Here is a 24,128-nt window from a genome sequence, read left to right as displayed (position 1 = left end):
TTGGTTCGGTCGCTCACAATGCCGCGTAGATCGCCTCGCGAAGATCGACTGTGAACTTGCCCCACATGCCCTCCAGCGTCGTGTTGGTCAGCGCAACGACGGTCAGCCCGTTGACGGGGTCGATGAACCAGCTATGGCCGTAGACGCCGCCCCATTTCAGCGTGCCCTTGGGGAAGGGGACGCCTGCCTCGGCCGGATTGGTGATAACAGACCAGCCGAAGCCAAAGCCGGAGCCTGGTTCATGCTGCTGGCGGCGCCCGCCGGCTTGGTCAGTCATCATCATCCCTACGGTTTCGGTCGAGAGTAGCGGCGCGCCACCCCTACGGATGGTATCGAGTATGGCCAGGACGTCACCCGCCGTTCCCGCCATGCCGGCGCCGCCGGAATGATAGGAGGCGGGGTCGAAGATGCGGTTCGGCGCGAAGCGGATGGGACCCATCAGCGACATCACCAGCGCATTCTCGCCCATCAGCGCCGGCTCCGGCGAGGCATTCATATAGGCCGCGGCAAGCCGACGGCGGTCGCGCACGGAAAACGCGGTATCGGCAAGGCCAAGCGGTTTCGTCACCAGATCAGCGACGGCATCGCCCAACGGCACTCCCGTTTCCGCCTCGATGATGCCGCCCAGAACATCCATGGCGACGGAATATTGCCAGTCACTGCCCGGCGCAAAGCGCAGCGGCACGCTGGCGATCCGCCGCAGGTTCTCGGCCAGCGGCAGTCCCGGTTCGGCAAGGCCGTCGGAAACGCCGGCGCTGGCATAGGGACCGCCGTCCTCTTCGGAGAAGCTATAGCCGAGACCGGACGTATGGGTCAGCAGGTGGCGAATGCGAATGGTTGCTTCGGTGCCGTCAGGCAGCCTCGGACGGAAATCCGGCAGCCATCTCGTCACGGCGTCGTCGAGCCCGATTCTTGCCTGCTCGACGAGCCGCATCGCGGCGATGGTGACGATCGGCTTGGTGATGGAGGCAAGCCTGAAGATGGTGTCCTCGCGCATCGGCAGACCGCTTTCGCGGTCGGCAAGGCCGTCGGCGTGGTGATGGACGATCTCTCCGTCGCGGGCAACGAGTACCACCGTCCCCACAAGCCGTTTGTCGTCGAGCGCGCTTGTGATTGCCGCATCAACCGCTGCGGCAAGGGATGAATTCCTGTCGGCGTCTGCCATTTCGAGGGGAAGACTCATCAGATTAAACCTTCTATAATCACAATGACCGTTCCTGAATATAGAAAGCCGTTTTGAATTTCTAGAGTGATCATTGTGAAAAATAGCACTGACATGAAAAATCCTGCCACCCGCCGCCGCGGCCGTCCGCCGGCCTTCGACCGCGAGACTGTGCTGTCGGCGGCGCGCGAGACCTTCTGGGCGCATGGATATGAGGGCGCCTCGATCGCCGATCTCACTGCCGCTATGGGCATCACGCCGCAAAGCCTCTATGCCGCCTTCAACTCGAAGGCCGATCTCTATCGCGCCGCGCTCGAGCAATACCGAACGCTGGGCTCCGACACGTTTTCCGCGCTCGGCGATCCGATCGACACCGTCTCCGCCTTCGAGTGCATATTGCGGGGCTCGGCCGAGATTTTCTCGGCTCCCGAGCATCCTAAAGGCTGCATGATTTCGACGGCTGTGCTGAATTGCGCCAGCGAGAACGACGTGATCGCCGACCATGTTGCGGCGATGCGTCGTCGGTCGCTGGACGCTTTCACGGCAAGGATCGAGCGTGGCATCCGCGAGGGTGATATCAAGGCCGGGACGAACCCTCGCGCACTCGCACGGTTCCTCGGTGCCATCATCCAGGGCATGTCGGTGCAGGCGAGGGACGGCGCATCTCTTGAAGAATTGCTTGATATCGCAAGCTTCGCCATTTCTGAAGTCGCCCGCCACCACGCCTGAAAACGAAAAGGCCCGGCAGTCCGTGAACTGCCCCCGAAAGTTGGACGTCAACCTTTGGGGGCAGTTCACGGACTGCCGGGCCTTTCATCGCAAGATCGAAGCGATCAGTCGTTGGCGGTAACCTTGACGCCGAGCACTTGCGGCAGTGTGTTCGGAGCACCCATGGCGGCGCCCACGATCGTCGGGAACGGCACCGGCTTTTCGGGAGCGGCCTTGACGGTCAGGCTCTTCGGATCGTCGAGGAAGGTGTTGACGGCAGCCGAAACGGCGTTCTGCAGTTCCGGGATATTGAGCTGCGCCAGCATGATCGGCGTCATCGCTTTCAGCGAATCCGCCATCTGCTTGCCCGACATGTTCTGCTGTGAACCGGCATAATCCAGCGCACGCTTGGTGATCGAGGCATCTTCGAAGCGCACCTGTGCTGCCTCGAAGGACAGCTGCTGCATCAGGCCGAGCATGGCAAGGCCGAGCGCCTGCTGCGATTCTTCCTTGTTCGCACTGGCTTCGGATTGCTTCATCGCATCCTGCAGCGACTTCACGAAGGCCATCGTATAGCCCGAGATCTTGAAGCCAAGGTTCAGCTTGCCGATGTTGGTGAAGTCGAAGGCAAATTCCGAAATGTCGATCGTGCCGGGGGCAAGTTCCCAGGCGCCCTTCATGGTGATGTCGCCCTGGATGTGCTGCAGGGCAAGCTTCTCGATCGCGTCTTTGCTCTGCGGATCCTCGGCTTTGCTGAGATCGGCCTTCATGCTTTTGAAGGCGCCGTCGAAATCGAAGCCGGATTCGTCTTCGCGCAGTGTCAGGTTGACGTCGCTTTCGAGCACCGAGAACATTTCCGCGCCGTCCTTGACCACCTTCAGCGGGCCGGTATGGGCGGTTTCGTAGAGCATCATGGTATCGAGCGTGTCGCCGCCCGCCGTTGCGGGGATCGAGATGCCGCCGAGCGTCAGCTCCTGCGCCGTTACCGTGACGCCGTCTTTCGTGGTGTTGATATCGGGGAAGGCGGCCTCTTCGATGTAATAGCCGCCATCCTCGTCTTCTTCGACGCCGGAAAGGGTGACTTCGCCGACGGCCAGGCTTTCGCCGCCGGCCGATTTGACGGTGACATTCTTCAGCGTCGCGGTCGTGCCGTCGATATCGACGGCGTCAGCCGAAATCGTTCCGCCCTGGACGGCATAGGCGGCGTTGAGCTTCTTCAGCAGATCGGCGCCGTCGAGAGCGAAAGCCGAACCGGCGAGCGAGAAAAAGGCGGCGCCCGACAGCATCAGCCGCGTTGTCCGGGAAAAGTTCATGGGGTGTTTCCTCTGGTGGCGTGGTGGCGGTTGGAAATCTGCAGTTACGCTACTACGGATTGGGCCAGCTTTATATTTGCGGATCTCTAAATTTCTGTTGAGAGGAACGGCAAACGAAGTCCAAATTGCGGCGGAACGTTTGTCTCATCCTTTGATGTCAGTCCCAAGACTTCATCCACAGCCGTAATGGCCCGGATTCCTTGCCCGCCGGCCGCTTCTGAGCTAGTCAGGACCTATGGGACAAGAGATTTTGCCGCCTTCCGGCGGAGACGACGATCATATCCAACCGGTCGACCTCAAGGCGGCGCTCGAGCAGCGTTACCTTGCCTATGCGCTGTCGACCATCATGCACCGTGCCCTGCCTGACGTGCGCGACGGGCTGAAGCCCGTTCACCGCCGCATCGTCTATGCGATGAACGAAATGGGGCTGAGGCCGAACTCGGCCTTCAGAAAATGCGCCAAGATCGTCGGCGAGGTGATGGGTAACTACCATCCGCACGGCGACCAGTCGATCTACGACGCGCTTGCCCGTCTCGCCCAGGATTTCTCGCAGCGCTACACGCTGGTCAACGGCCAGGGCAATTTCGGCAATATCGACGGCGACAGCCCCGCCGCCATGCGTTACACCGAATCGAAGATGACGGCGGTCTCCGAGCTGCTGCTTGAAGGCATCGATCAGGATGCCGTCGATTTCCGCGACACTTACGACGAATCGAATTCCGAGCCGGTCGTCCTTCCCGGCGCCTTTCCGAACCTGCTCGCCAACGGCTCCTCCGGCATCGCCGTCGGCATGGCGACCTCGATCCCGTCGCACAATGCCCACGAGCTTTGCGATGCCGCCCTGCATCTGATCAAGCATCCGGATGCGACCGTCGAAAAACTCGTCGAATTCATTCCCGGCCCGGATTTCCCCACCGGCGGCATCATCATCGACAGCCGCGACAGCATCATCGAGAGCTACCGCACCGGCCGCGGCGGTTTCCGCGTGCGGGCGAAATGGCAGACGGAAGATCTCGGTCGCGGCGGCTACCAGATCGTCATCACCGAAATTCCCTTCCAGGTGCAGAAATCGCGGCTGATCGAGAAGATCGCCGAGCTGCTGATCGCCCGCAAGCTGCCGCTGCTGGAAGATATCCGCGACGAATCGGCCGAGGACATTCGTGTCGTGCTGGTGCCGAAGACACGCAGCGTCGATCCGACGATCCTGATGGAATCGATGTTCAAGCTGACGGAGCTCGAAAGCCGCTTCCCGCTCAACATGAACGTGCTCTCCATGGGCCGCATCCCGCGGGTCATGGCGCTGAACGAGGTGCTGAGGGAGTGGCTGGACCACCGCCGCGAAGTTCTGCAGCGCCGCTCGCGCTTCCGTCTCGCCGCGATCGACAGACGCCTCGAAATCCTCAGCGGCCTGCTGGTCGCCTACCTCAACATCGATGAGGTCATCCGCATCATCCGCGAGGAGGACGAGCCGAAGCCGGTCATGATGGCGCGCTGGGATCTCACCGACAATCAGGTCGAGGCGATCCTCAATATGCGGTTGCGCGCCTTGCGCAAGCTGGAAGAGTTCGAGATCCGCAAGGAATTCGACGAACTCACCAAGGAAAAGGGCGAGATCGAGGCGTTGCTTTCCTCCGACGACAAGCAATGGCAGACGGTCGCCTGGGAAATCGGTGAGGTGAAGAAGAAATTCGCCAAGGCAACGGAGGTCGGCCGCCGCCGCACCCAGTTTGCCGACGCGCCCGAGACTGACGAGGAAGCAATCCAGCAGGCGATGATCGAGAAGGAACCGATCACCGTCGTCATTTCCGAAAAGGGCTGGATCCGCGCATTGAAGGGCCATATCGCCGATACGGCAACGCTGACCTTCAAGGAAGGTGACGGCTTGAAGATCGCCTTCCCGGCGCAGACGACGGACAAGATCCTGATCGTCACGACAGGCGGCAAGGCGTTCACGCTCGGCGGCGACAAGCTGCCGGGCGGCCGCGGTCATGGCGAGCCGCTACGCATCATCGTCGATATGGATAACGACCAGGCGGTGCTGACCGCTTTTGTCCATGATCCCTCGCGCAAGCAGCTGATCGTCTCGACCGCCGGCAACGGCTTCGTCGTGCCTGAAGCCGAACTGGTCGCCAATACGCGCAAGGGCAAGCAGATCATGAACGTCGGGCTGCCCGAGGAAACGCAGCTGCTCGTGCCCGTCAGCGGCGACCATGTCGCCGTCGTCGGCGAAAACCGCAAGCTGCTGGTATTCCCGCTGGCGCAGGTGCCGGAAATGTCGCGCGGCAAGGGCGTGCGTCTGCAGCGTTACAAGGATGGCGGCATTTCCGACGTCCGTTGCTTCGCGATATCAGACGGCCTCGTCTGGGAAGACAGCGCCGGCCGCACCTTCACGAAGAACAAGGATGAACTTGCCGAATGGCTGGCCGACCGCGCCACCGCCGGCCGCACCGTGCCAAAGGGCTTCCCGCGCAGCGGTAAATTCGCCGGCTGAGGCACGAGAGCACCGCGCGTCTTTTCAGACGCGCAAAGAACGCTGTAAAACTTAGATGCAGTAAATTCCGCGCCCGAGTCTTGGCGGGCGCGACAATTCCTCTATTTCAATCCTGTTAGCAAAAATATGAGCAGGCCGGCTCCGGAGGCGGACGGAATGGCCGCAGGCCGCGCACGGGAGGAGTGCGCGCGCCATTACCGGAGGAAAATAGATGCCCGCCAGCACCATCAAACTGCATGTCAGCCACACCTATAGGGTGCCGCCCGCCGTTGTCTACGACGCCTGGCTCAACCCCGAAATCGCCCGCCGCTTCCTGTTTGCGACCGATGACGGTCACGTCATCCGCGCCGATATCGATCCGCATGTCGGCGGCCGTTTCTTCGTCGTCGACCGCCGCCCGACCGGCGACGCCTTCCACCAGGGCGTCTTTTTGGAACTGAAGCGCCCGCAGCGCATGGTCTTCAGCTTTTCCGTCGAGGAACACGACCACAATTGCGACCGTGTCGAAATCAACATCGAGCCTCTTGGCGGCGGCAGTCGTCTGACGCTGACCCACGAAATGTGCGCCGAATGGGCCGAACACGAGGAAAAGACCCGGCAAGGCTGGGCGCATGTGGTCGAAGGGCTTGGCAGGGAACTGGAGCAGCAGCAGTTCAAGGCGACGGGTTGAGCGGTATGCTGAAATCTCGAAGGAAGCGGGTCGCACCTTCCTCGTCGATCTCGCCTGCGGCTACCTCTAGTACAAATACAATGACCTGCGCTTTATCGGCATTGATGACATAGCGGTTGATGTAGAGAAACGTAAACGCCGCGAGATAGCCGGTACGCTTGTTTCCATCCGCGAATGGGTGGTTTCTAACAATGGCATAGAGATAGGCTGCGGCGAGTACGAAGATGTCGGTCTCGCCGTATGCAGCCTTGTTAAGCGGGCGCGCTAAGGTTTCCAATGCATTGGCATCCCGCAGGCCAGGCAGACCGCCATGCTCATCGTGCATATTCAATCGCTTGGCGGCTCAGCCACTGAAGCCGTATCATTTCCCGAGTTCACGGAGTGCCACCCGATATTTTTCCATACCGATGCGGGCCGCCCGCATTTGCTCGGCAAGATCCGCCGATTCCGGTACAAGCTGAATATTACCCTCGATCTCTCGCAGTTCGAGGCTGTCGCCGCTGCTCAGGCCCAACCGCTGCAGCACCTCTTTAGGGATGATAATACCCTCGGAATTGCCGATCTTGCGGATTGTGACGTTCATCGTTTTATCCTCTGTGATAGCGGCGTTATAACATGAGGCCGAGCAGGCGAGACCGTCCTAGCCTGCCATTTGAACGATGCTTTTCCTCCGCACCATCCAGACGGAATGGGCTGCGATCGCCGCCACCAGGATGCCGCCGCCGACCAGTGTCATGGTCGTCGGCGTTTCCGCAAAGATCAGCCAGACCCAGATCGGTGCGAGAACGGTTTCGAGCAGGTAGAACATGCCGACCTCAGGCGCAGAGAGGTAACGCGGCCCGGTCGCCAGGCACCAGAAGGCAAGCGGCATCATCACCGCGCCGTTGAAGAGGATCCAGGCGGGATGCTCGATCGAAAAACCGCCGGCTGGCATGACCGAGATCAGGCCGACCGCCGCCGGCAGCACCGTCGAAAGCAGGGAGACGAAGCCCATCTCCCGGCGCGAGGCGCGGCTGATGGTGATGGCGGCGGCAATGATGAAGGCGGTCAGCAGCGCCATGATATCGCCGAAGAGATGGCCGCCCGAAAGCCCGTCCCGCACGATCAGACCGACGCCGACGATCATCGCTGCCATGGCGATCAGCGTAGCTAGCGCCGGCCGCTCCTTGAGGAAAATCCAGGAAAGCAGCGCGGCGAACATCGGATTGAAGGCGACGATGAAAACGACATTGGCCGTCGACGTGTTGAAAACGGCAAGAAGGAAGACCACCGTCGTCAGCCCGTAGAGCAGGCCGGTGACGAGGCCCGGCCACCCCGGCACGAGCACTGGCCATCGCCCCTTGGCGATCCTGAGCACTGTGGCTACCAGAAGCGTCACGCCAAGGGTCGCGATGCTTCTCGCGGCAAGGATCGACCACAGCTCGCCGTCGGCGAGCCGCATGAGCGGGATATCCACGGAAAGCGCCAGCCCGCCGATCGCCGTCAGCAGCAGGCCCTTCCGATGGTCGGAAAGAGCGGTGGGGAACATTCAGTCGTGGGTGCTCTCGGGCATGGACGAGGGATCGAAGCGTTCCCAGCCGCGCGGGGTCAGATGCTCCTGCGGCTGGAAGCGCGTCTTGTAGTCCATTTTCCGCGACCCTTGAACCCAGTAGCCGAGGTAGACATGCGGCAGTCCCAGCGCTTTTGTGCGCCTGACATGGTCGAGAATCATGAAAGTGCCGAGCGAACGCCGTTCAAGCGCCGGATTGAAATAGGAATAGACCATCGACAGCCCGTCGCTCATCGTGTCGGTAAGGGCGGCAGCCAGCAACTCGCCCTTTGGTCGCTGCTCCAGTCCGGAGCCTTCCTCGCGCCGGCGATATTCGATGATTCTCGTATTCACATGCGTGTCTTCCACCATGATTGCATAGTCGAGCACGGTCATGTCGGACATGCCGCCCTGCTGGTGGCGAAAATCGAGATAGCGTCGGAAGAGCGAATATTGTTCGCTGGAAGGTTGGGCTGCGAATTCGGTGGCGATGACGTCGGAATTGGCGCCAAGCACCCGCTTCATCGATTTCGTCGGCTCGAACTCCTGGGCGAGAATTCGCACGGAAACGCAGGCGCGACAGGATTCGCAGGCCGGGCGATAAGCGATGTTCTGCGAGCGGCGGAAACCGCCCTGCGTCAGGATGTCGTTCATCTCGGCGGCGCGCGGGCCGACCAGATGGGTGAACACCTTTCGCTCCATCTCATGCGGCAGGTACGGACACGCAGCCGGAGCCGTCAGATAAAACTGCGGTGATGGCGTCGTCTGCGTATTCATTTGTCGCGGAAATTTCCTTGTCGAGACCGTGCCGTTTCCTGACAGCATGACCTAAGAATAAAAAACGTCAACAGCGGGGCGTTTTTCGCCCTTCATATCAGTCTTCTAATTTTAAATATGGAGCGCTGGCGCCCGTCCGCAAAGAGAAGGCGGAGACTTTATTTCGTCTCCGCCCCGGGATCGCATTTAGGGTTTCAGCCAAGGTATCAGGCTGTGCGCACCGTCGCCGTGCCGACCAGCAGGTCGTGGACGAGACGGCTGCGCTCGATAAACAGGCCGGCAAGCAGGATGAGCGGCGTCAGCACCGAGTTGAGGATCCAGAACAGCGCCAGATGCACGATCGCCGTCATGAAATCCATCGGCCGTCCATCGATGCGCACGATCGCGATACCCATCGCGCGCATGCCGAGCGAGGCCTGGCTCGGCCCGCCCACAGTCAGGCCGAAGTAAATGCCGGCGACGATGACGAAGAGGGCAGGGTAGAGAAAGAAGCCGAGCCCCAGCGTGACGATCGACAGGAAGAACAGCACGATCGCCGCGGGAATGCAGAGCAGCGCCACGATGACATAGTCGAGAATGAAGGCGAAGACCCGGCGGCTCAACACGCCGCTATAGGCGCGCCAGTCCTCCGGGGCGGCATAAAGCGGATTGGGGTTGTAGCTCATCTCAATCTCCTCAGGAAAAGCGATGCCGCTGATATGGTATCGGCAGGGCAAAATGCAATAATCTGCCCCAGATGCGAATGGTTTTAGGCCGGATCGGCCCAAAACCATCCGCATCTAAATTAAAGAAATGGAGCATGATGTCGTCCGAAAACCGCGGACCCTTTTCGGCATCATGCACTACAACGCCGCGCGTCTTTTGAGATGCGCGAAGGACGCTGTAGCACTTTGAATCGCTGCATAATTTTATCCTTAAATCGATTCCGATTTAAGGAATTATGCAGTCACCGCTTTGCGAGAATTTTCGCCACTTCGACCGCGAAATAGGTGAGGACACCGTCGCATCCCGCCCGCTTGAACGACAGCAGCGTTTCGAGCATCGCCCGCTCGCCATCGATCCAGCCGTTCATCGCCGCCGCCTTGATCTGCGTATATTCGCCGGAAACCTGGTAAGCGAAGGTCGGCAGGCCGAAGGCCTCCTTCATCCGCCAGCAGATATCGAGATAGGGCAGGCCGGGCTTGACCATCAGCATGTCGGCGCCTTCTTCGACGTCGAGGGCCGCGTCGCGGATTGCCTCGGTGCCGTTGGCGGGGTCGATATAATAGGTCTTCTTGTCGCCTTTCAGCAGCCCGCCCGTCGAGATCGCCTCGCGATAGGGACCGTAGAAGGCGGAGGCGAATTTCGTCGCATAGCTCATGATGCCGACGCTCTGGTGGCCGGCCGCATCGAGCGCCATGCGGATCGCGCCGATGCGCCCGTCCATCATCTCCGACGGCGCGATGATGTCTGCGCCGGCATCCGCCTGCATGACGGCGGCGCGTGCGACCTGGTCAACGGTCTCGTCGTTGACGATCTCGCCGCCCCTGAGAATGCCGTCATGGCCGTGGCTGGTGAAGGGATCGAGCGCGACGTCGGTAATGACGCCGATATTGGGCACCGCCTTCTTGATCGCCGCCGTCGTCTGATTGATCAGATTGTTGGCCTCGAGGCTGTTCGAGCCGGTCTCGTCACGCAGTTCCATCTCGATATTCGGAAAGGTGGCAAGCGCCGGAATGCCGAGGCCGGCCGCTTCGCGCGCGGCTTCCACGGCCTTGTCGATGCTCATGCGGTTGACGCCCGGCATGGCCGGGATCGGATCGATGATGCCGGAACCCGGCACGATGAAGATCGGCCAGATCAGGTCATCGACCGTCAGCCGGTTCTCCTGCACCAGCCGGCGTGTCCAATCCGCCTTGCGGTTGCGCCGCATGCGGCGATGACCGGTGATGTCGTCGACGAGATGCGTCCTGTCCTGCATGATATCTGTCCTTGGCCCCGCATAACCCGAAAATCGAAATGGATTTTCGGGTTATGCGCCAACTCGATGTTATAGAGCGTCCCTGGCGCGTCGTGTCAGACGCGCGGGCGCCCTTGTGAAGATGCAACCCCAAACCGATGTCTGCGCTATGGAAACCGAATCCCCGACGATACCGAAACGCACACTGGCGGATATCCTCTTCATTCTCTTCCTGAGGCTGGTTGCCGTATCCTGCTTCTGGTTTGGCCTGCAATATTGGGCGATGCTCGTCGGCTATTCGCTGGTCGGCGCCGGCCGCTTCGATCTTTTGAGCCTGCCGTGGAAGGTGGCGAGCACCAGCCTCGCCGTGCTCTTCCCCGTCGCCTCCCTCGGCCTCTGGCTCACCGTCTCCTGGGGACCGGTCATCTGGGTGCTGGCCGCCGGCGGGCAGATCCTCATGTATGGCCTGCTGCCGGATATTTTCGGACCCAACCAGCTGATCATCCTGCTGCATCTCATGGTCGCCGTCGTCTACTGGATTTTCCGCCTGCTGCTGTGGCTGGAAAAGCGCCGGCACCGCCGCCAGGTAAGTGTTGATTTACCCTGAGACAACGTGGGGTTAGCGGTAAGGCTCCGTTAAGCCTGCGGTTTAAGTCGAATTTTATATGTATTCGATAGGGTCTCACTCAAGGCGGGAAGAAAACACACCGCCAAACAAACAGTGAGGCAGTCAATATGAACACGAAAATTAAGCCGCAGGCGGTATCGAACTTCCGTGACCAGCAGGATCATGACATCCGTGATCTTTACATGGAATCCCTTCACCTCGTTGAACGTCTGCACCGTCGTCTTCTCGACGTCATCAAGGACGAATTCGACCGTCAGGGTCGCAGCGATGTCAACGCCATCCAGGCGCTGCTCCTTTTCAACATCGGCAACTCCGAGCTGACCGCCGGCGAGCTGCGCTCGCGTGGCTACTATCTCGGCTCCAACGTCTCCTACAACGTCAAGAAACTGGTCGATCTCGGTTTCATCAACCACCAGCGCTCGCGCATCGACCGCCGCTCGGTCCGCATCAGCCTGACCGAAACCGGCCAGGACATCGCCGAAACGGTGGCCAAGCTCTACGAACGCCACATCGCCTCGATCGACAAGGTCGGCGGCATCGGCACCGACGAGTTCACGCAGATGAACAAGCTGCTCCAGCGTCTGGACCGTTTCTGGAACGATCAGATCCTGTACCGTCTCTAAGACCCCTGACCTCCTTCCAGGGTTGCAGAAAATCGGACGTGTCCCTGCACGTCCGATTTGCCGTTTGATCCGCGTGGCATCTTTGCAACGCATGGCAGGCAAGCGCAAAGCCCGGTATTCAAGCCGTTTTTTAGCCGTTATTAACCGGCACGCTTTACCCCGTCATATGGTTCGTTGTGTCGTGTTTCCGGTAGCCGGCAGTCCTTCTACCCACCCGGCAACACGAATTGGCCATATTGGTGTGGCAGCGGAAGGCTTAACAACCGGCGCTTTCAATGGACCGATCAGGAATGCTGGCTGTCGCATCGCAATCTTGTGATGGGGCAAGCGGAATTTTTTGATGCGCCGGGACAACGAATGGACTGGGATCTGCGTTAAAGCGCAGTGATATCGCAAAGAGCCCGCGGCATCTCTTTATCGCCGCAGTCAGTGGTTGGGACTATGTCGAAGAAAAACGGAATTGAAGCTCTCTCGCGCCGCGCATTCCTTGCGTCCGCGGCAACGGTTGGCGCCAGCGCGATTGCTGCGCCGGCATTCGCGCAATCGGCGCTCGATACGCTGATCAATGCGCCGCGCCGCGGCAACTGGGACGACCAGTTTGACGCCAAGGCGGCTTCGCGCACGGCGACCGCCATGGTTTCCAACACGCCGATCCTCGGCCCGCAGTCGGTTGCGAGCGCGCAGCAGGCGATCATGCAGTATCAGCAGATCGCCGCAGCCGGCGGCTGGCCTGAGGTCAACCCCGGTGACCAGCGCCTGCAGCTCGGCGTTAGCTCTCCTTCCGTCCAGGCGCTGCGCCAGCGCCTTGCGATCACCGGCGACCTGCCGCGCGAAGCCGGCATGTCCAACGCCTTCGATTCCTATGTCGATGGCGCCGTCAAGCGCTTCCAGGCCCGCCACGGTCTGCCGTCCGATGGTGTTCTCGGCGAATTCACGCTGAAGGCGATGAACATTCCTGCCGATGTCCGCCTGCAGCAGCTGAACACCAATCTGATCCGCCTGCAGACCTTCCCCGAAGACATGGGCCGCCGTCACCTGATGGTCAACATCCCGGCCGCTTATGTCGAGGCTGTCGAAGACGGCAGTGTCGCGACGCGCCACACCGCGGTTGTCGGCCGCTTGAGCCGCCCGACGCATCTCGTCAATTCGAAGATTTACGAGGTCATCCTCAATCCTTACTGGACGGCGCCGCGCTCGATCGTCGAAAAAGACATCATGCCGCTGATGCGCAAGGATCCGACCTATCTCGAAAAGAACGCCATCCGCCTGATCGACGGCAAGGGCAATGAAGTCGCCCCCGAAACCGTCGATTGGAACGGCGAGGCGCCAAATCTGATGTTCCGTCAGGACCCCGGCAAGATCAACGCCATGGCCTCGACGAAGATCAACTTCTACAACAAGAACGGCGAGTATATGCACGACACGCCGCAGCAGGGCCTGTTCAACAAGCTGATGCGCTTTGAATCGTCGGGCTGCGTCCGCGTTCAGAACGTCCGCGACCTGACGAACTGGCTGTTGCGCGAGACCCCCGGCTGGAGCCGCCAGCAGATGGAGCAGGTGATTGCAACCGGCGTCAACACGCCGATCAAGCTCGCTGCGGAAGTTCCTGTCTATTTCGTTTACATCTCTGCCTGGGGCATGCCCGACGGCATCGTCCAGTTCCGCGACGACATCTATCAGATGGACGGCAATGCCGAGCTGGCGCTCGACACCACGGCGGGCATGGAACAGCCGGTCCAGTAAGCGGCGACCTTTGCATCGTGATTTGAGAACCGCGCTTTCGGGCGCGGTTTTTTTATGTCCGAGGAGACGCTCCTCGATGTCGTCGCCAAGGATCGGCCGGTGCGACCACAAAAGAGCGAGAGCGCGCGCTTTGCTCAGCAAATGTCGTTCTTCGTATTGCCCTCGCCACGGCGGAAGGCTAATACCTCAGCGCATTCCAGTTGAGGAGCCCGCCCATGACCAATGCTTCCACCGAATCCTTCTTCAATCGCTCGCTTGCGGACGTCGATCCCGACATTTTCGGCGCGATCGGAAAGGAACTCGGTCGCCAACGGCACGAGATCGAACTGATCGCTTCTGAGAACATCGTCTCCCGCGCCGTGCTGGAAGCCCAGGGCTCCATCATGACCAACAAATATGCCGAGGGTTATCCCGGCAAGCGTTATTACGGCGGCTGCCAGTTCGTCGATATCGCCGAGGAACTGGCGATCGAGCGCGCCAAGAAGCTGTTCGGCGTCAATTTCGCCAATGTTCAGCCGAATTCCGGCTCGCAGATGAACCAGGCGGTGTTCCTGGCGCTGCTGCAGCCGGGTGACACCTTCATGGGTCTCGACCTGAATTCGGGCGGCCACCTCACGCATGGTTCGCCGGTCAACATGTCCGGCAAGTGGTTCAATGTCGTCTCCTACGGCGTGCGCGAAGGCGACAACCTGCTCGACATGGATGAAGTGGCCCGCAAGGCCGAGGAAACCAAGCCGAAGCTCATCATCGCCGGCGGCACTGCCTATTCCCGCATCTGGGACTGGAAGCGTTTCCGCGAGATCGCCGACTCGGTTGGCGCCTACCTCATGGTCGACATGGCGCATATTGCCGGCCTCGTTGCCGGTGGCGTTCATCCGTCGCCATTCCCGCACTGCCATGTCGCGACGACGACGACCCACAAGTCGCTGCGCGGCCCGCGCGGTGGTGTCATCCTCACCAATGACGAGGATCTGGCCAAGAAGTTCAATTCGGCCGTCTTCCCCGGTCTGCAGGGTGGCCCGCTGATGCACATTATCGCCGCCAAGGCTGTGGCCTTCGGCGAGGCGCTGCAGCCTGAATTCAAGGATTATGCCGCCCAGGTCGTCAAGAACGCCAAGGCGCTGGCCGAAACGCTGATATCGGGTGGCCTTGACGTCGTCTCCGGCGGCACCGACAACCACCTGATGCTGGTCGACCTTCGCAAGAAGAACGCCACCGGCAAGCGCGCCGAGGCAGCGCTTGGCCGCGCTTACGTCACCTGCAACAAGAACGGCATTCCCTTCGATCCGGAAAAGCCCTTCGTTACTTCGGGCGTGCGCCTCGGCGCACCGGCCGGCACGACCCGCGGCTTCAAGGAAGCTGAATTCCGCGAGATCGGCAATCTCATCGTCGAGGTCCTCGACGGGCTGAAGGTCGCCAATTCCGATGAAGGCAACGCTGCCGTCGAAGCCGCTGTGCGCGGCAAGGTGGTCAACCTCACCGACCGCTTCCCCATGTACGGCTACATGGGATAAGGAGTAGGGATGCGCTGCCCCTATTGCGGTTCGGAAGATACCCAGGTCAAGGATTCGCGCCCGGCGGAGGACAACACGTCCATCCGCCGGCGGCGTATCTGTCCGGATTGCGGCGGCCGCTTCACCACGTTCGAACGTGTGCAACTGCGCGAGTTGATGGTCATCAAGAAGACCGGACGCAAAGTGCCCTTCGACCGCGACAAGCTGGTGCGCTCCTTCGAGGTGGCGCTGCGCAAACGCCCGGTCGAGCGCGATCGCATCGAGCGCGCCGTCTCCGGTATCGTCCGCCGGCTTGAAAGCTCCGGCGAGACCGAGATCTCCTCCGAGCAGATCGGCCTGCAGGTGCTGGAAGCCATGAAGAGCCTCGATGATGTCGGCTTCGTGCGCTATGCCTCGGTCTATCGGGATTTCTCGCTTGCCGAGGATTTCGAGAAGGTTATTTCCGAAATCAACGCCAAGATCGCCCGCGACCCGCTGGACAGGTGAGCCATGAGCATCACGCCGCATGACGAACGTTTCATGGCGGCGGCGATCCGTCTGTCGCGCTGGCATCTCGGCCGCACCGCCACCAATCCTTCCGTCGGCTGTCTGATCGTCAAGGACGGCGTCATCGTCGGCCGTGCCGTGACCGCCCTCGGCGGCCGCCCGCATGCCGAGACGCAGGCGCTCTCTGAAGCCGGCGCGCTCGCCCGCGGCGCTACCGCCTATGTGACGCTCGAACCCTGCTCGCATCACGGCAAGACGCCGCCCTGCGCCGAGGCGCTGATCGCCTATGGTGTTGCCCGCGTCGTCATCAGCGTCACCGATCCCGATCCGCGGGTCTCCGGCCGCGGCATCGCCAGGCTGCGCGAAGCTAGCATAGAGGTGGACGCCGGCGTGCTGGAGGCGGAGGGCAGGCAGTCGCTTGCCGCCTATCTCACCCGCCAGACGAAGAACCGGCCCTATGTGACTCTCAAACTTGCCGTTTCCGCCGATGGCATGATCGGCCGCCAGGGGGCAGGGCAGGTGGCGATAACAGGCCCGGAGGCCCGCGCCCAGGTGCAGGCGCTGCGCGCCGAAACCGATGCCATCCTGGTCGGCATCGGTACCGCGATTGCGGATGATCCGCTGCTGACTGCGCGCTCGCCAGGTCTTGAATCACAATCGCCGATCCGCATCGTCCTCGATCCTTCCTTGGCATTGCCGCTGACCAGCAGACTCGTCGGGACGGCGCGGGAGGTGCCAGTCATCGTGGTTACGAGTGAGGAAGGATCATTGTCGCAGGCAGAGGGTGATATCGCATCCACAGAGATGGAATCTTGCCGCGCAGCCCTCGAGGCCGCCGGCGTCGAGGTCGTCCATTGCAATCCCTACCATCCGGAAGTCCTGCTGCCGGCACTCGCGACGCGCGGTATTTCCTCGCTTCTGGTCGAGGGCGGTGCAAAGACGGCGCGGCTTTTCCTCGAGGCTGGCCTCGTCGATCGCATCCAGCTTTATCAGGCGCCTGTTATGATTGGCGAGGGTGGTATTGAATCCCCGCTTGATGCAACCGACATACCATCGGGTTTTGCCCATACGGGCACGCTGATGTTCGGCGGCGATCGCCTGGACGAATACGAAAGAGGGCTTTGATGTTCACCGGAATAGTCACCGATGTCGGCACGGTCGAATCCGTTTCCCCGCTGAAGGAAGGTATCCGGCTGCGGGTCGCGACCGCCTATGATCCCTCAACCATCGATATGGGCGCCTCGATCTCTCACGCCGGCATCTGCCTGACTGTCACTGGACTTCCGACCGAGGGAAGCAACGGCCGCTGGTTCGAGGTCGAGGCCTGGGAAGAGGCGCTGCGACTGACGACGATCGGCAACTGGCAGGAGGGCAGCCGCATCAATCTTGAACGGTCGCTGAAGATCGGGGATGAACTCGGCGGTCACATCGTTTCCGGCCATGTCGACGGCAAGGCGGAAATCCTCTCGGTAACAGCAGAGGGCGACGCCACGCGCTACCGCCTGCGCGCGCCCGAACATCTGGCGAAATTCGTCGCCCCCAAGGGGTCGATTGCACTCGACGGTACTTCGTTGACGGTCAATGCCGTCGACGGCACGGATTTCGACGTGCTGCTCATCCGGCACACGCTTGAGGTCACCACCTGGGGCGAGCGCAGGGCCGGTGATTTCGTCAATTTCGAAGTCGACACTATGGCGCGTTATGCCGCCCGGTTGGCTGAGTTCCCCAGCACATAACCGTCGAAAATCGGAATCGACGTCCGACGCTCTAACGCGAAAATTGAATGATATCGCCGTTGTACTGGGTGCGCGCCGTCTCGCGGAAGCCGAGCTTGGCCGCAACCCGCAGCGAGGCCTGGTTCTCGGGGCTGATGATGCAGCTCATCGGTTTACCCGGGAAATGCGTTTCCGCCCAGCCGATCAGGACGGTCAGCGCCTCGGTGGCATAACCGCGGCCGTGCGCCGAGGGCATCAGCGCCCAGCCGACCTCCATCGTCCCCTCGATCGAGGGTTCCATCTCGCGCCGGGCTTCCAGGAAGCCCGCTTCGCCGATGAACCGGCCGCTCCCCTTTTCGACGATCGCCAGAAAACCGAAGCCCATATGATGCCACATGCCGGCAACGCGTAGCATGCGGCTCCAGCTCTGCTCGCGTGTCGATGGCACGCCGGTGATGAAGCGCACGACATCCTCGTCCGCCCATAGTGCCGCATGCGCGTCGAAATCGTCGAGGCGGTGAGGGCGAAGCGTCAGCCGCGCCGTTTCGAGGGTTGGAATGTCGGTCACATCGGGTCCTTGTGAAATAACGTGTCCTCAGGCGCCGGGCTCGCCGTCCCAATAGTCGAGATCGCCTTCCGGCCGTCCGATATGACGGAAGCGCTTGGTTTCTGTATTGTCCCTGTTGGTCTTGGCTGCCCAGTTCGTTTTGGCAAGGAACTTTCCGGAATCGGGATATTCGACGATCTCGGTCCTCGCCATTGTCGAAATGCCGAGATAGACGAGTGTCGCCGTGCCGGTATTGATGATCTGGTGCGCCGTTTCAGGCCCGCCGGCCGGCGCGCCGAGCACGTCGCCCGCCTTGATAACATGGCGCGCGTCGCCGAAGCGATATTCGCCAGAGCCCGCGATCACATAGAAGAGCTCGTCTTCGACATGGTGGTTGTGGAAGGGGCAGCCTGATTTGCCGGGAGGTACCTCGTTGTAGCTGACGCCGAGGCTGGCCAAGCCAAGAAGCGCACCGAAAGAGGTGTCGGTGCTTTCATAGAGCTCGCCCTGTTTCCAGTGGTCGAGCTTGAGATCGGCGGGATTGATCACCGCCTTCGGTTCCGTTGCCATGACGTCCTCCTGTTTCAGCAAGAGAAGCCGTCATCCCAGGAAAATTCAATGCTTATCTCTGATATCCCCAGCATGGGCGGAGAGGAGACCGCCGCCCATGCTTCGAGCGCCGTGCGTCGAATAGGACGCGTGAAGGACGCTCTATCACTTCGACCCACGCATACCCCCCGAAGATCGTTCCGATTTTCGAGGTTATGCGCTGGAGCCGTCAACGAACGTAGAAGGTTATGCTTCCATCGGCCGCCTGCTCGGCGTTGACCACATTGCGAATGTTGACACCTTCATTGTTGAGACGGTGGGCAAGCGACCTGTTGGCATCGATCGACGCCTGGATGCCACGGATAGCCTCGCCGGAGCGCAGCGGTGCCGAGTGTGGGCCGCTCGTCTCGTCGTCGAAGTTGCGCCAGTTGTAAACCTCCTGGACATTGAAATCATTGCCCTGGAAACCCCTGAGCGTCTGTTCGATGCCTTGAGGGGTGTTCATTCCGAGGCTTTCGGCCCGGCTGACGCCGGCAAAGGCGAGGGAGGAGAGGGCGGCAGCGAGGGTGATGGTGAGAACGCGGTGCATGATTTGTATCCTTTCATCTGCTTAGACGGTCGGCTGTCGTTGCAGGGGATCGTCTGCGTCACGACATGGAATTGGCGCTCTCCCTTCCGCGATTCAATGGGTTAAGCCACTGAAAATACGTTAAGAATTGTTCATGAAAACTGCCTTCGAATTGCCGCTTTCGAGGCATCGCGGAAAGTCGGTTTTGGAAGCTTGCCCAGCTGTGGATCCGTGGTGGTGCTATCCCCTTGCAGATATTTCCTCTTTCGTATTGCGGCATCGGGCGAAATTGCTTGCCATTCGGACGAAGGCATGTTTTGACCGCGGGCTGCCGAGTGGGAAAATGTCCCGCCAACCGAAGGTGAACCATGTCGAGAGAGACCGCTCCCCATATTTTGATCGTTGAGGCCCGCTTCTACGACGACATGGCCGACGCCCTGCTCGAAGGCGCGACCTTCGCATTGACAGAGGCCGGCGCCACCTTCGAGGTCGTCACCGTCCCCGGCGCACTGGAAATTCCGGCGGCGATTGCCATGTCGCTCGATGGAGACGACAATGGCGGAACGCATTATGACGGCTATGTCGCCCTCGGCATGGTCATTCGCGGCGAGACGTATCACTTCGATATCGTGTCGAATGAATCCTCGCGCGCCTTGATGGATCTCGCGGTCAGCGAGTCCCTTGCCATCGGCAACGGCATCCTGACCGTCGAAAACGACGAACAGGCATGGGCGCGCGCGCGCCGCTCGGACAAGGACAAGGGCGGATTTGCCGCTCGTGCAGCTCTGACCATGATCGAGCTGAAGCAGAAACTGGGTGCATAACGAATGAACGACGACAAGACGGAACGGCCGGTCAAGACTGCAAACCAGCGGGGCGCTGCCCGTCTTGCTGCCGTTCAGGCACTTTATCAGATGGATGTCGGCGGCACCGGCGTTCTGGAGATCGTAGCCGAATACGAGGCGCACCGTCTTGGCCAGGAACTCGACGGCGCGACCTATCTGAAGGCCGATGCCGCCTGGTTCCGTTCCATCGTCTCCGGCGTCGTGCGCGATCAGGTCCGCCTCGATCCGCTGATTGCCGCAGCCCTGCAGGATGATTGGGCCTTGTCGCGCCTCGACAGCACCGTGCGCGCCATCCTGCGCGCCGGCGTCTTCGAGATCACCGACCGCAAGGACGTTCCGGTGGCGGTCATCGTTACCGAATATGTCGAGATCGCCCAGGCTTTCTTCGATGACGACGAGCCGAAGCTCGTAAACGCCGTGCTCGACCGCATCGCAAAGCAGGTTCGCGGCGAGGCGAAGAAATAAGTCTTTCGCCGCCAAATAGTCCTCCCGCTTCTTTCTTCGCACCGCAATGGTTTTCGCCCGTTGCGGTCTTGACGCCACGTGATCGACCACGCAATCTCCGCAACGCTTAGCTGTGGCATTTCTGTGGAGAGGAAGGCGATTCGGCGGCGTATCTGCCGGAGAAGGAGTGATCTCCGGCCTATGGGAGGAAAGAGCGAAATGACGATTCTTTTATGCGTAATCGCATGCGGTCTGCTCTCGGTGGTTTATGCCGCCTGGGCAACCCGGTCGGTGCTTGCCGCCGATCAGGGCAATAGCCGCATGCAGGAGATCGCGGGCTATATCCGCGAAGGCGCTCAAGCCTATCTGACGCGCCAGTACAAAACCATTGCCATTGTCGGCGTTGTTGTTTTCGTTTTAGCCTGGCTGCTTCTTTCCGCCGAGGCCGCGATCGGCTTCCTGATCGGCGCCGTGCTTTCCGGTGCTGCCGGTTTCATCGGCATGCACGTTTCCGTCCGCGCCAATGTGCGCACCGCCCAGGCGGCTTCCGTCAGCCTTTCCGCCGGCCTCGACATCGCCTTCAAGTCGGGTGCGATCACCGGCATGCTGGTGGCTGGCCTGGCGCTGCTCGGCGTCTCCATCTACTATACGGTCTTGACCGTCGGGCTCGGCCATGAGAGCGGCTCGCGCGAAGTCATCGATGCGCTGGTGGCGCTCGGCTTCGGCGCTTCGCTGATCTCGATCTTCGCCCGTCTCGGCGGCGGCATCTTCACCAAGGGCGCCGATGTCGGCGGCGATCTGGTCGGCAAGGTGGAAGCCGGCATTCCCGAAGACGATCCGCGCAACCCGGCAACGATTGCCGATAACGTCGGCGACAATGTCGGCGACTGCGCCGGCATGGCCGCCGACCTTTTCGAGACCTATGCGGTCTCAGTCGTCGCTACCATGGTTCTCGCTGCGATCTTCTTTGCCGGCGCGCCGATCCTCCAGTCTGCGATGGTCTATCCGCTGGCGATCTGCGGCGCCTGCATCATCACCTCGATCATCGGCACCTTCTTCGTCAAGCTCGGCTCGAACGGCTCGATCATGGGCGCTCTCTACAAGGGCCTCATCGTCACCGGCCTACTGTCGATCGTCGGACTTGGTGCTGCCACTTCGCTCACCATAGGCTGGGGATCGATCGGTTCCGTCGGAGGCGCCGACATATCAGGCGCGCACCTCTTCTTCTGCGGCATCGTCGGCCTCGTCGTCACTGCGCTGATCGTGGTGATCACCGAATATTATACCGGCACGGGCAAGCGTCCGGTCGTCTCGATCGCCCAGGCCTCGGTCACCGGTCATGGCACCAACGTCATCCAGGGCCTAGCCGTCTCACTGGAATCGACGGCGCTGCCGGCGATCGTCATCGTCGGCGGCATTCTCGCCACCTACCAGCTCGGCGGCCTGTTCGGCACCGGTATTGCGGTCACGGCGATGCTCGGCATCGCCGGCATGATCGTCGCGCTCGACGCCTTCGGACCGGTGACGGACAATGCCGGCGGTATCGCCGAAATGGCGCATCTGCCGCCGGAGGTGCGCAAATCCACTGATGCGCTCGATGCCGTCGGCAATACGACCAAGGCCGTCACCAAGGGTTATGCCATCGGCTCCGCCGGTCTCGGCGCCCTGGTTCTCTTCGCTGCCTACTCCTACGACCTCAAATATTTTGCAGCGAATGGCGACAAGTTCCCTTATTTCGCCGGCATCGGCGAAATTTCCTTCGATCTTTCCAACCCTTACGTGGTGGCGGGATTGATCTTCGGAGGTCTCATTCCCTACCTCTTCGGTGGCATCGCCATGACCGCCGTCGGCCGTGCTGCCGGCGCAATCGTCGAGGAAGTGCGCCGTCAGTTCAAGGAAAAGCCCGGCATCATGCAAGGCACGGAAAAGCCGGATTACGGCAGGGCGGTCGACCTTTTGACCAAGGCCGCCATCCGCGAGATGATCGTGCCGTCGCTGCTGCCGGTGCTGGCGCCTATCGTCGTCTATTTCGGCGTTCTTCTCATCTCCGGTTCCAAGGCCTCCGCCTTTGCCGCCCTCGGCGCATCGCTGCTCGGCGTCATCATCAACGGCCTCTTCGTCGCTATCTCGATGACATCGGGCGGCGGCGCCTGGGACAATGCCAAGAAGAGCTTCGAAGACGGGTTCGTCGATAAGGACGGCGTGCGCCACATGAAGGGCTCGGATGCACACAAGGCCTCCGTCACCGGTGATACCGTCGGCGATCCTTACAAGGATACCGCCGGCCCTGCCGTCAACCCGGCGATCAAGATCACCAACATCGTCGCGCTGCTCTTGCTTGCCGTTCTCGCCGGATAAACAACGCCGCCTTGGCGTGGTGCACTTCACGCCGAAGCAGAGGCCATTACAGCGCCGCGCGTCTTTCTAGACGCGCAAAGGACGCTGTAACACTTTGAATGGCTGCATGATGTTATCCTTAAATCGACTCCGATTTAAGGAATCATGCAGTAAAAAACCCGCCGGAGCGATCCGGCGGGTTTTTCGTATGAGGCGTGTCCGATCAGCGCAGGCTGCTTGGGTTCTGCGGCGTGCCGCCGGCGCCACCGCCGAACAGGCTGCGGGCAGCACTCGCGGCGCTGCCGCCGGAAAGCATCTGTTGCAGGAAGGTGAGCTCCTTGCCGCCGGTCGGTGTGACGCGTCCGATCGTGTCGAACACCTTGCCGTCCTGCAGCGCATAGTTGGCGCGGCGGCTGACGACGCCGTCCTTGTCGAAATAGATCGCCAGAACGCTCTGATCGACGACCTTCAGCTTCTGGAAGGCGACGGCACGCGTGCGCCGCTGCGAGATGTAATAGAAGACTTCGCCGTCGAAGGTCGCCGTCGTCGACGGGGTGCCCAGCGAAAGCAGCACCTGCTCGCGGCTGGAGCCTTCCGGAACGAGGTTCAGCGACTGCTGGTCGGCGACGTAGCCGCCATTGAGCACGGTGCTGGTCTGGCAACCGGAGAGAGCGGTGGTGGAGGCGATTATGAAGGCAATGGCCGCGCTGCTGAAGAATTTCACGTCAGACTTGAAATACCGTTTATTCAACGACATCTACTCCCTTGAGTGTCGATAGCAGCCATTTGGGGCCTTGCACGCTTTCCTCCTGCAAAACCATTGTGGCCATTCCGGGTCGAATTTCCCGAATTCGCTTCGCTGACGCATCGAAGGCGTCGTCCCGAAACAGGCCATGATCGGCATTGCAATTCGCGCCTGCTTCGGTAAACCAGCTTTCGAAATCATGCAACAAGGCCAGACGCCGGCCGGCATGAAGAATGAGGCATTTCCGGAAAAAACAATGATCTTCGGGCTCTTCCGCAAGAAAAACAACAATCAGGCGATCGTCGACAGGCAATATGCGGCCCTGACGGCCGCCGCGCGCATGCCGGAGATCTATGAGCGGCTCAATGTGCCGGATACGGTCATGGGCCGTTTCGAGATGCTGTCGATTGCGATGATTCTGTTTTTTCGCCGCACACGTGCTTCCGCCACCAGCGGCCAGGAGATCGCCCAGGAGATCGTCGACGCTTTCTTCCAGGATATCGACTATTCGATCCGCGAACTCGGCATCGGCGACAACAGCGTGCCAAAGCGCATGAAGAAGCTCGCCGGCATGTTTTACGGCCGGCTCGAGGCCTATTCGAAGGCGATGGACACAGGCGATGCCGAAGCCCTCGCTGTCGCTCTTCAGCGCAATATCTACCCCGAAACCTCGGCGCCTGCCGATATGACCGGCCTCGCCGGATGGATGATGGCCGCAGAATCGCATCTGTCCGCCGTCCCCGAAGAGGTGATCACCACCGGATCGGTAACGCTCCCGGCGGTCGCCTGAAGGAGG

General features: G+C 60.9%; 26 protein-coding genes. 14 read left to right on the top strand and 12 right to left on the bottom strand.

From position 1 onward, the window contains the following. Positions 1–13 precede the first annotated feature (13 nt). On the bottom strand, positions 14–1,183 hold the full coding sequence (locus AC1D2N_RS13835) for a serine hydrolase domain-containing protein (RefSeq protein ID WP_130652151.1): 1,170 nt from the start codon (positions 1,181–1,183) through the stop codon (positions 14–16). 66 nt (positions 1,184–1,249) lie between these two features. On the opposite strand from AC1D2N_RS13835, the gene AC1D2N_RS13830 reads away from it, so the two are divergent. Continuing rightward, on the top strand, positions 1,250–1,891 hold the full coding sequence (locus AC1D2N_RS13830; protein ID WP_130652152.1) for a TetR/AcrR family transcriptional regulator: 642 nt from the start codon (positions 1,250–1,252) through the stop codon (positions 1,889–1,891). A gap of 104 nt (positions 1,892–1,995) precedes the next feature. On the opposite strand, the gene AC1D2N_RS13825 is transcribed toward AC1D2N_RS13830, so the two are convergent. Continuing rightward, positions 1,996–3,183 carry a YdgA family protein gene (locus tag AC1D2N_RS13825; protein WP_018241503.1) on the bottom strand — a complete coding sequence of 396 codons (1,188 nt, stop codon included), beginning with the start codon at positions 3,181–3,183 and terminating at the stop codon, positions 1,996–1,998. A 235-nt stretch (positions 3,184–3,418) separates the two neighbouring features. On the opposite strand from AC1D2N_RS13825, the gene parC reads away from it, so the two are divergent. Further along, positions 3,419–5,674 carry a DNA topoisomerase IV subunit A gene (gene parC, locus AC1D2N_RS13820; protein WP_018241504.1) on the top strand — a complete coding sequence of 752 codons (2,256 nt, stop codon included), beginning with the start codon at positions 3,419–3,421 and terminating at the stop codon, positions 5,672–5,674. Between the two features lie 211 nt (positions 5,675–5,885). After that, entirely contained in the window at positions 5,886–6,344 is a 459-nt protein-coding gene (locus AC1D2N_RS13815) for an SRPBCC family protein (protein WP_018241505.1), read from the top strand. On the opposite strand, the gene AC1D2N_RS13810 is transcribed toward AC1D2N_RS13815, so the two are convergent. The 6 genes from AC1D2N_RS13810 to hemB all read right to left on the bottom strand — a co-directional run bounded on the left by AC1D2N_RS13810 (position 6,328) and on the right by hemB (position 10,609). Continuing rightward, complete coding sequence (locus AC1D2N_RS13810) at positions 6,328–6,669, bottom strand: type II toxin-antitoxin system death-on-curing family toxin (protein WP_245484457.1); 342 nt, start codon at positions 6,667–6,669, stop codon at positions 6,328–6,330. The two genes, AC1D2N_RS13815 and AC1D2N_RS13810, sit on opposite strands and share 17 nt — an antisense overlap. A gap of 36 nt (positions 6,670–6,705) precedes the next feature. After that, positions 6,706–6,927 (bottom strand): AbrB/MazE/SpoVT family DNA-binding domain-containing protein, encoded by a 222-nt coding sequence (locus tag AC1D2N_RS13805; protein ID WP_018241507.1) that lies wholly within the window; start codon positions 6,925–6,927, stop codon positions 6,706–6,708. Positions 6,928–6,984: 57 nt separating this feature from the next. After that, positions 6,985–7,872, bottom strand: coding sequence for a DMT family transporter (locus tag AC1D2N_RS13800; protein WP_130652154.1), 888 nt, complete (start codon positions 7,870–7,872; stop codon positions 6,985–6,987). Then, positions 7,873–8,649, bottom strand: coding sequence for an arginyltransferase (locus tag AC1D2N_RS13795; protein ID WP_018241509.1), 777 nt, complete (start codon positions 8,647–8,649; stop codon positions 7,873–7,875). Between the two features lie 206 nt (positions 8,650–8,855). Continuing rightward, a complete protein-coding gene (locus tag AC1D2N_RS13790) occupies positions 8,856–9,314 on the bottom strand; it encodes an RDD family protein (protein WP_018241510.1) in 459 nt (152 codons plus the stop codon). 281 nt (positions 9,315–9,595) lie between these two features. Beyond that, positions 9,596–10,609, bottom strand: coding sequence for a porphobilinogen synthase (gene hemB / locus AC1D2N_RS13785; protein ID WP_018447467.1), 1,014 nt, complete (start codon positions 10,607–10,609; stop codon positions 9,596–9,598). 148 nt (positions 10,610–10,757) lie between these two features. Here hemB and AC1D2N_RS13780 point away from each other — a divergent pair, with 148 nt between their 5' ends. The 7 genes from AC1D2N_RS13780 (at position 10,758) to AC1D2N_RS13750 (ending at position 17,318) form a co-directional block, all read left to right on the top strand. After that, complete coding sequence (locus AC1D2N_RS13780) at positions 10,758–11,195, top strand: DUF6163 family protein (protein WP_018447468.1); 438 nt, start codon at positions 10,758–10,760, stop codon at positions 11,193–11,195. A 128-nt stretch (positions 11,196–11,323) separates the two neighbouring features. Then, positions 11,324–11,839, top strand: coding sequence for a transcriptional regulator LdtR (gene ldtR / locus AC1D2N_RS13775; protein ID WP_018241512.1), 516 nt, complete (start codon positions 11,324–11,326; stop codon positions 11,837–11,839). A gap of 441 nt (positions 11,840–12,280) precedes the next feature. Then, positions 12,281–13,582, top strand: a complete 1,302-nt coding sequence (locus tag AC1D2N_RS13770; RefSeq protein WP_018241513.1) for a L,D-transpeptidase family protein — start codon at positions 12,281–12,283, stop codon at positions 13,580–13,582. Positions 13,583–13,797: 215 nt separating this feature from the next. Further along, complete coding sequence (glyA, locus tag AC1D2N_RS13765; protein WP_003547182.1) at positions 13,798–15,096, top strand: serine hydroxymethyltransferase; 1,299 nt, start codon at positions 13,798–13,800, stop codon at positions 15,094–15,096. A gap of 9 nt (positions 15,097–15,105) precedes the next feature. Beyond that, positions 15,106–15,582: a transcriptional regulator NrdR gene (nrdR, locus tag AC1D2N_RS13760; RefSeq protein WP_003547190.1), complete on the top strand. Its 477-nt coding sequence runs from the start codon at positions 15,106–15,108 to the stop codon at positions 15,580–15,582. A 3-nt stretch (positions 15,583–15,585) separates the two neighbouring features. Then, entirely contained in the window at positions 15,586–16,707 is a 1,122-nt protein-coding gene (gene ribD / locus AC1D2N_RS13755; protein WP_018241514.1) for a bifunctional diaminohydroxyphosphoribosylaminopyrimidine deaminase/5-amino-6-(5-phosphoribosylamino)uracil reductase RibD, read from the top strand. Beyond that, positions 16,707–17,318, top strand: coding sequence for a riboflavin synthase (locus AC1D2N_RS13750; RefSeq protein ID WP_026188350.1), 612 nt, complete (start codon positions 16,707–16,709; stop codon positions 17,316–17,318). Before ribD ends, AC1D2N_RS13750 begins: the two co-directional genes overlap by 1 nt. Positions 17,319–17,349: 31 nt before the next feature. Here the strand turns inward: AC1D2N_RS13750 and AC1D2N_RS13745 are convergent, their stop codons facing one another. From AC1D2N_RS13745 to AC1D2N_RS13735, 3 genes are all read right to left on the bottom strand, one after another. Further along, positions 17,350–17,865, bottom strand: coding sequence for a GNAT family N-acetyltransferase (locus AC1D2N_RS13745; protein WP_028733637.1), 516 nt, complete (start codon positions 17,863–17,865; stop codon positions 17,350–17,352). A gap of 27 nt (positions 17,866–17,892) precedes the next feature. Then, positions 17,893–18,414, bottom strand: a complete 522-nt coding sequence (locus tag AC1D2N_RS13740; protein ID WP_130652155.1) for a cupin domain-containing protein — start codon at positions 18,412–18,414, stop codon at positions 17,893–17,895. A 208-nt stretch (positions 18,415–18,622) separates the two neighbouring features. Beyond that, positions 18,623–18,982, bottom strand: a complete 360-nt coding sequence (locus AC1D2N_RS13735) for a hypothetical protein (protein WP_028733638.1) — start codon at positions 18,980–18,982, stop codon at positions 18,623–18,625. A gap of 347 nt (positions 18,983–19,329) precedes the next feature. Here AC1D2N_RS13735 and ribH point away from each other — a divergent pair, with 347 nt between their 5' ends. The 3 genes from ribH (at position 19,330) to AC1D2N_RS13720 (ending at position 22,608) form a co-directional block, all read left to right on the top strand. Further along, a complete protein-coding gene (ribH, locus tag AC1D2N_RS13730; RefSeq protein WP_018241519.1) occupies positions 19,330–19,785 on the top strand; it encodes a 6,7-dimethyl-8-ribityllumazine synthase in 456 nt (151 codons plus the stop codon). Between the two features lie 3 nt (positions 19,786–19,788). Continuing rightward, a complete protein-coding gene (gene nusB, locus AC1D2N_RS13725; RefSeq protein ID WP_018241520.1) occupies positions 19,789–20,271 on the top strand; it encodes a transcription antitermination factor NusB in 483 nt (160 codons plus the stop codon). A gap of 198 nt (positions 20,272–20,469) precedes the next feature. Next, positions 20,470–22,608 carry a sodium-translocating pyrophosphatase gene (locus AC1D2N_RS13720; protein WP_130652156.1) on the top strand — a complete coding sequence of 713 codons (2,139 nt, stop codon included), beginning with the start codon at positions 20,470–20,472 and terminating at the stop codon, positions 22,606–22,608. A gap of 202 nt (positions 22,609–22,810) precedes the next feature. On the opposite strand, the gene AC1D2N_RS13715 is transcribed toward AC1D2N_RS13720, so the two are convergent. Beyond that, a complete protein-coding gene (locus AC1D2N_RS13715) occupies positions 22,811–23,344 on the bottom strand; it encodes an outer membrane protein assembly factor BamE (protein WP_003547220.1) in 534 nt (177 codons plus the stop codon). 136 nt (positions 23,345–23,480) lie between these two features. Here AC1D2N_RS13715 and AC1D2N_RS13710 point away from each other — a divergent pair, with 136 nt between their 5' ends. Then, positions 23,481–24,122, top strand: a complete 642-nt coding sequence (locus AC1D2N_RS13710) for a ubiquinol-cytochrome C chaperone family protein (protein ID WP_018241524.1) — start codon at positions 23,481–23,483, stop codon at positions 24,120–24,122. Positions 24,123–24,128 lie beyond the last annotated feature (6 nt).

It is taken from the genome of Rhizobium sp. P1_B8, assembly GCF_056406515.1.
The sequence above is the reverse complement of the archived record's forward strand: the minus strand, read 5'-3'. Positions and strand labels throughout refer to the sequence as shown.

What these genes read in the sequence shown, in the direction of transcription:
- AC1D2N_RS13835 (WP_130652151.1), bottom strand. Translation starts at nt 1,183, where the DNA reads ATGAGTCTTCCCCTCGAAATGGCAGACGCCGACAGGAATTCATCCCTT.
- AC1D2N_RS13825 (WP_018241503.1), bottom strand. Translation starts at nt 3,183, where the DNA reads ATGAACTTTTCCCGGACAACGCGGCTGATGCTGTCGGGCGCCGCCTTT.
- parC (WP_018241504.1), top strand. Translation starts at nt 3,419, where the DNA reads ATGGGACAAGAGATTTTGCCGCCTTCCGGCGGAGACGACGATCATATC.
- AC1D2N_RS13815 (WP_018241505.1), top strand. Translation starts at nt 5,886, where the DNA reads ATGCCCGCCAGCACCATCAAACTGCATGTCAGCCACACCTATAGGGTG.
- AC1D2N_RS13810 (WP_245484457.1), bottom strand. Translation starts at nt 6,669, where the DNA reads ATGCACGATGAGCATGGCGGTCTGCCTGGCCTGCGGGATGCCAATGCA.
- AC1D2N_RS13805 (WP_018241507.1), bottom strand. Translation starts at nt 6,927, where the DNA reads ATGAACGTCACAATCCGCAAGATCGGCAATTCCGAGGGTATTATCATC.
- AC1D2N_RS13800 (WP_130652154.1), bottom strand. Translation starts at nt 7,872, where the DNA reads ATGTTCCCCACCGCTCTTTCCGACCATCGGAAGGGCCTGCTGCTGACG.
- AC1D2N_RS13795 (WP_018241509.1), bottom strand. Translation starts at nt 8,649, where the DNA reads ATGAATACGCAGACGACGCCATCACCGCAGTTTTATCTGACGGCTCCG.
- AC1D2N_RS13790 (WP_018241510.1), bottom strand. Translation starts at nt 9,314, where the DNA reads ATGAGCTACAACCCCAATCCGCTTTATGCCGCCCCGGAGGACTGGCGC.
- hemB (WP_018447467.1), bottom strand. Translation starts at nt 10,609, where the DNA reads ATGCAGGACAGGACGCATCTCGTCGACGACATCACCGGTCATCGCCGC.
- AC1D2N_RS13780 (WP_018447468.1), top strand. Translation starts at nt 10,758, where the DNA reads ATGGAAACCGAATCCCCGACGATACCGAAACGCACACTGGCGGATATC.
- ldtR (WP_018241512.1), top strand. Translation starts at nt 11,324, where the DNA reads ATGAACACGAAAATTAAGCCGCAGGCGGTATCGAACTTCCGTGACCAG.
- AC1D2N_RS13770 (WP_018241513.1), top strand. Translation starts at nt 12,281, where the DNA reads ATGTCGAAGAAAAACGGAATTGAAGCTCTCTCGCGCCGCGCATTCCTT.
- glyA (WP_003547182.1), top strand. Translation starts at nt 13,798, where the DNA reads ATGACCAATGCTTCCACCGAATCCTTCTTCAATCGCTCGCTTGCGGAC.
- nrdR (WP_003547190.1), top strand. Translation starts at nt 15,106, where the DNA reads ATGCGCTGCCCCTATTGCGGTTCGGAAGATACCCAGGTCAAGGATTCG.
- ribD (WP_018241514.1), top strand. Translation starts at nt 15,586, where the DNA reads ATGAGCATCACGCCGCATGACGAACGTTTCATGGCGGCGGCGATCCGT.
- AC1D2N_RS13750 (WP_026188350.1), top strand. Translation starts at nt 16,707, where the DNA reads ATGTTCACCGGAATAGTCACCGATGTCGGCACGGTCGAATCCGTTTCC.
- AC1D2N_RS13740 (WP_130652155.1), bottom strand. Translation starts at nt 18,414, where the DNA reads ATGGCAACGGAACCGAAGGCGGTGATCAATCCCGCCGATCTCAAGCTC.
- AC1D2N_RS13735 (WP_028733638.1), bottom strand. Translation starts at nt 18,982, where the DNA reads ATGCACCGCGTTCTCACCATCACCCTCGCTGCCGCCCTCTCCTCCCTC.
- ribH (WP_018241519.1), top strand. Translation starts at nt 19,330, where the DNA reads ATGTCGAGAGAGACCGCTCCCCATATTTTGATCGTTGAGGCCCGCTTC.
- nusB (WP_018241520.1), top strand. Translation starts at nt 19,789, where the DNA reads ATGAACGACGACAAGACGGAACGGCCGGTCAAGACTGCAAACCAGCGG.
- AC1D2N_RS13720 (WP_130652156.1), top strand. Translation starts at nt 20,470, where the DNA reads ATGACGATTCTTTTATGCGTAATCGCATGCGGTCTGCTCTCGGTGGTT.
- AC1D2N_RS13715 (WP_003547220.1), bottom strand. Translation starts at nt 23,344, where the DNA reads ATGTCGTTGAATAAACGGTATTTCAAGTCTGACGTGAAATTCTTCAGC.
- AC1D2N_RS13710 (WP_018241524.1), top strand. Translation starts at nt 23,481, where the DNA reads ATGATCGGCATTGCAATTCGCGCCTGCTTCGGTAAACCAGCTTTCGAA.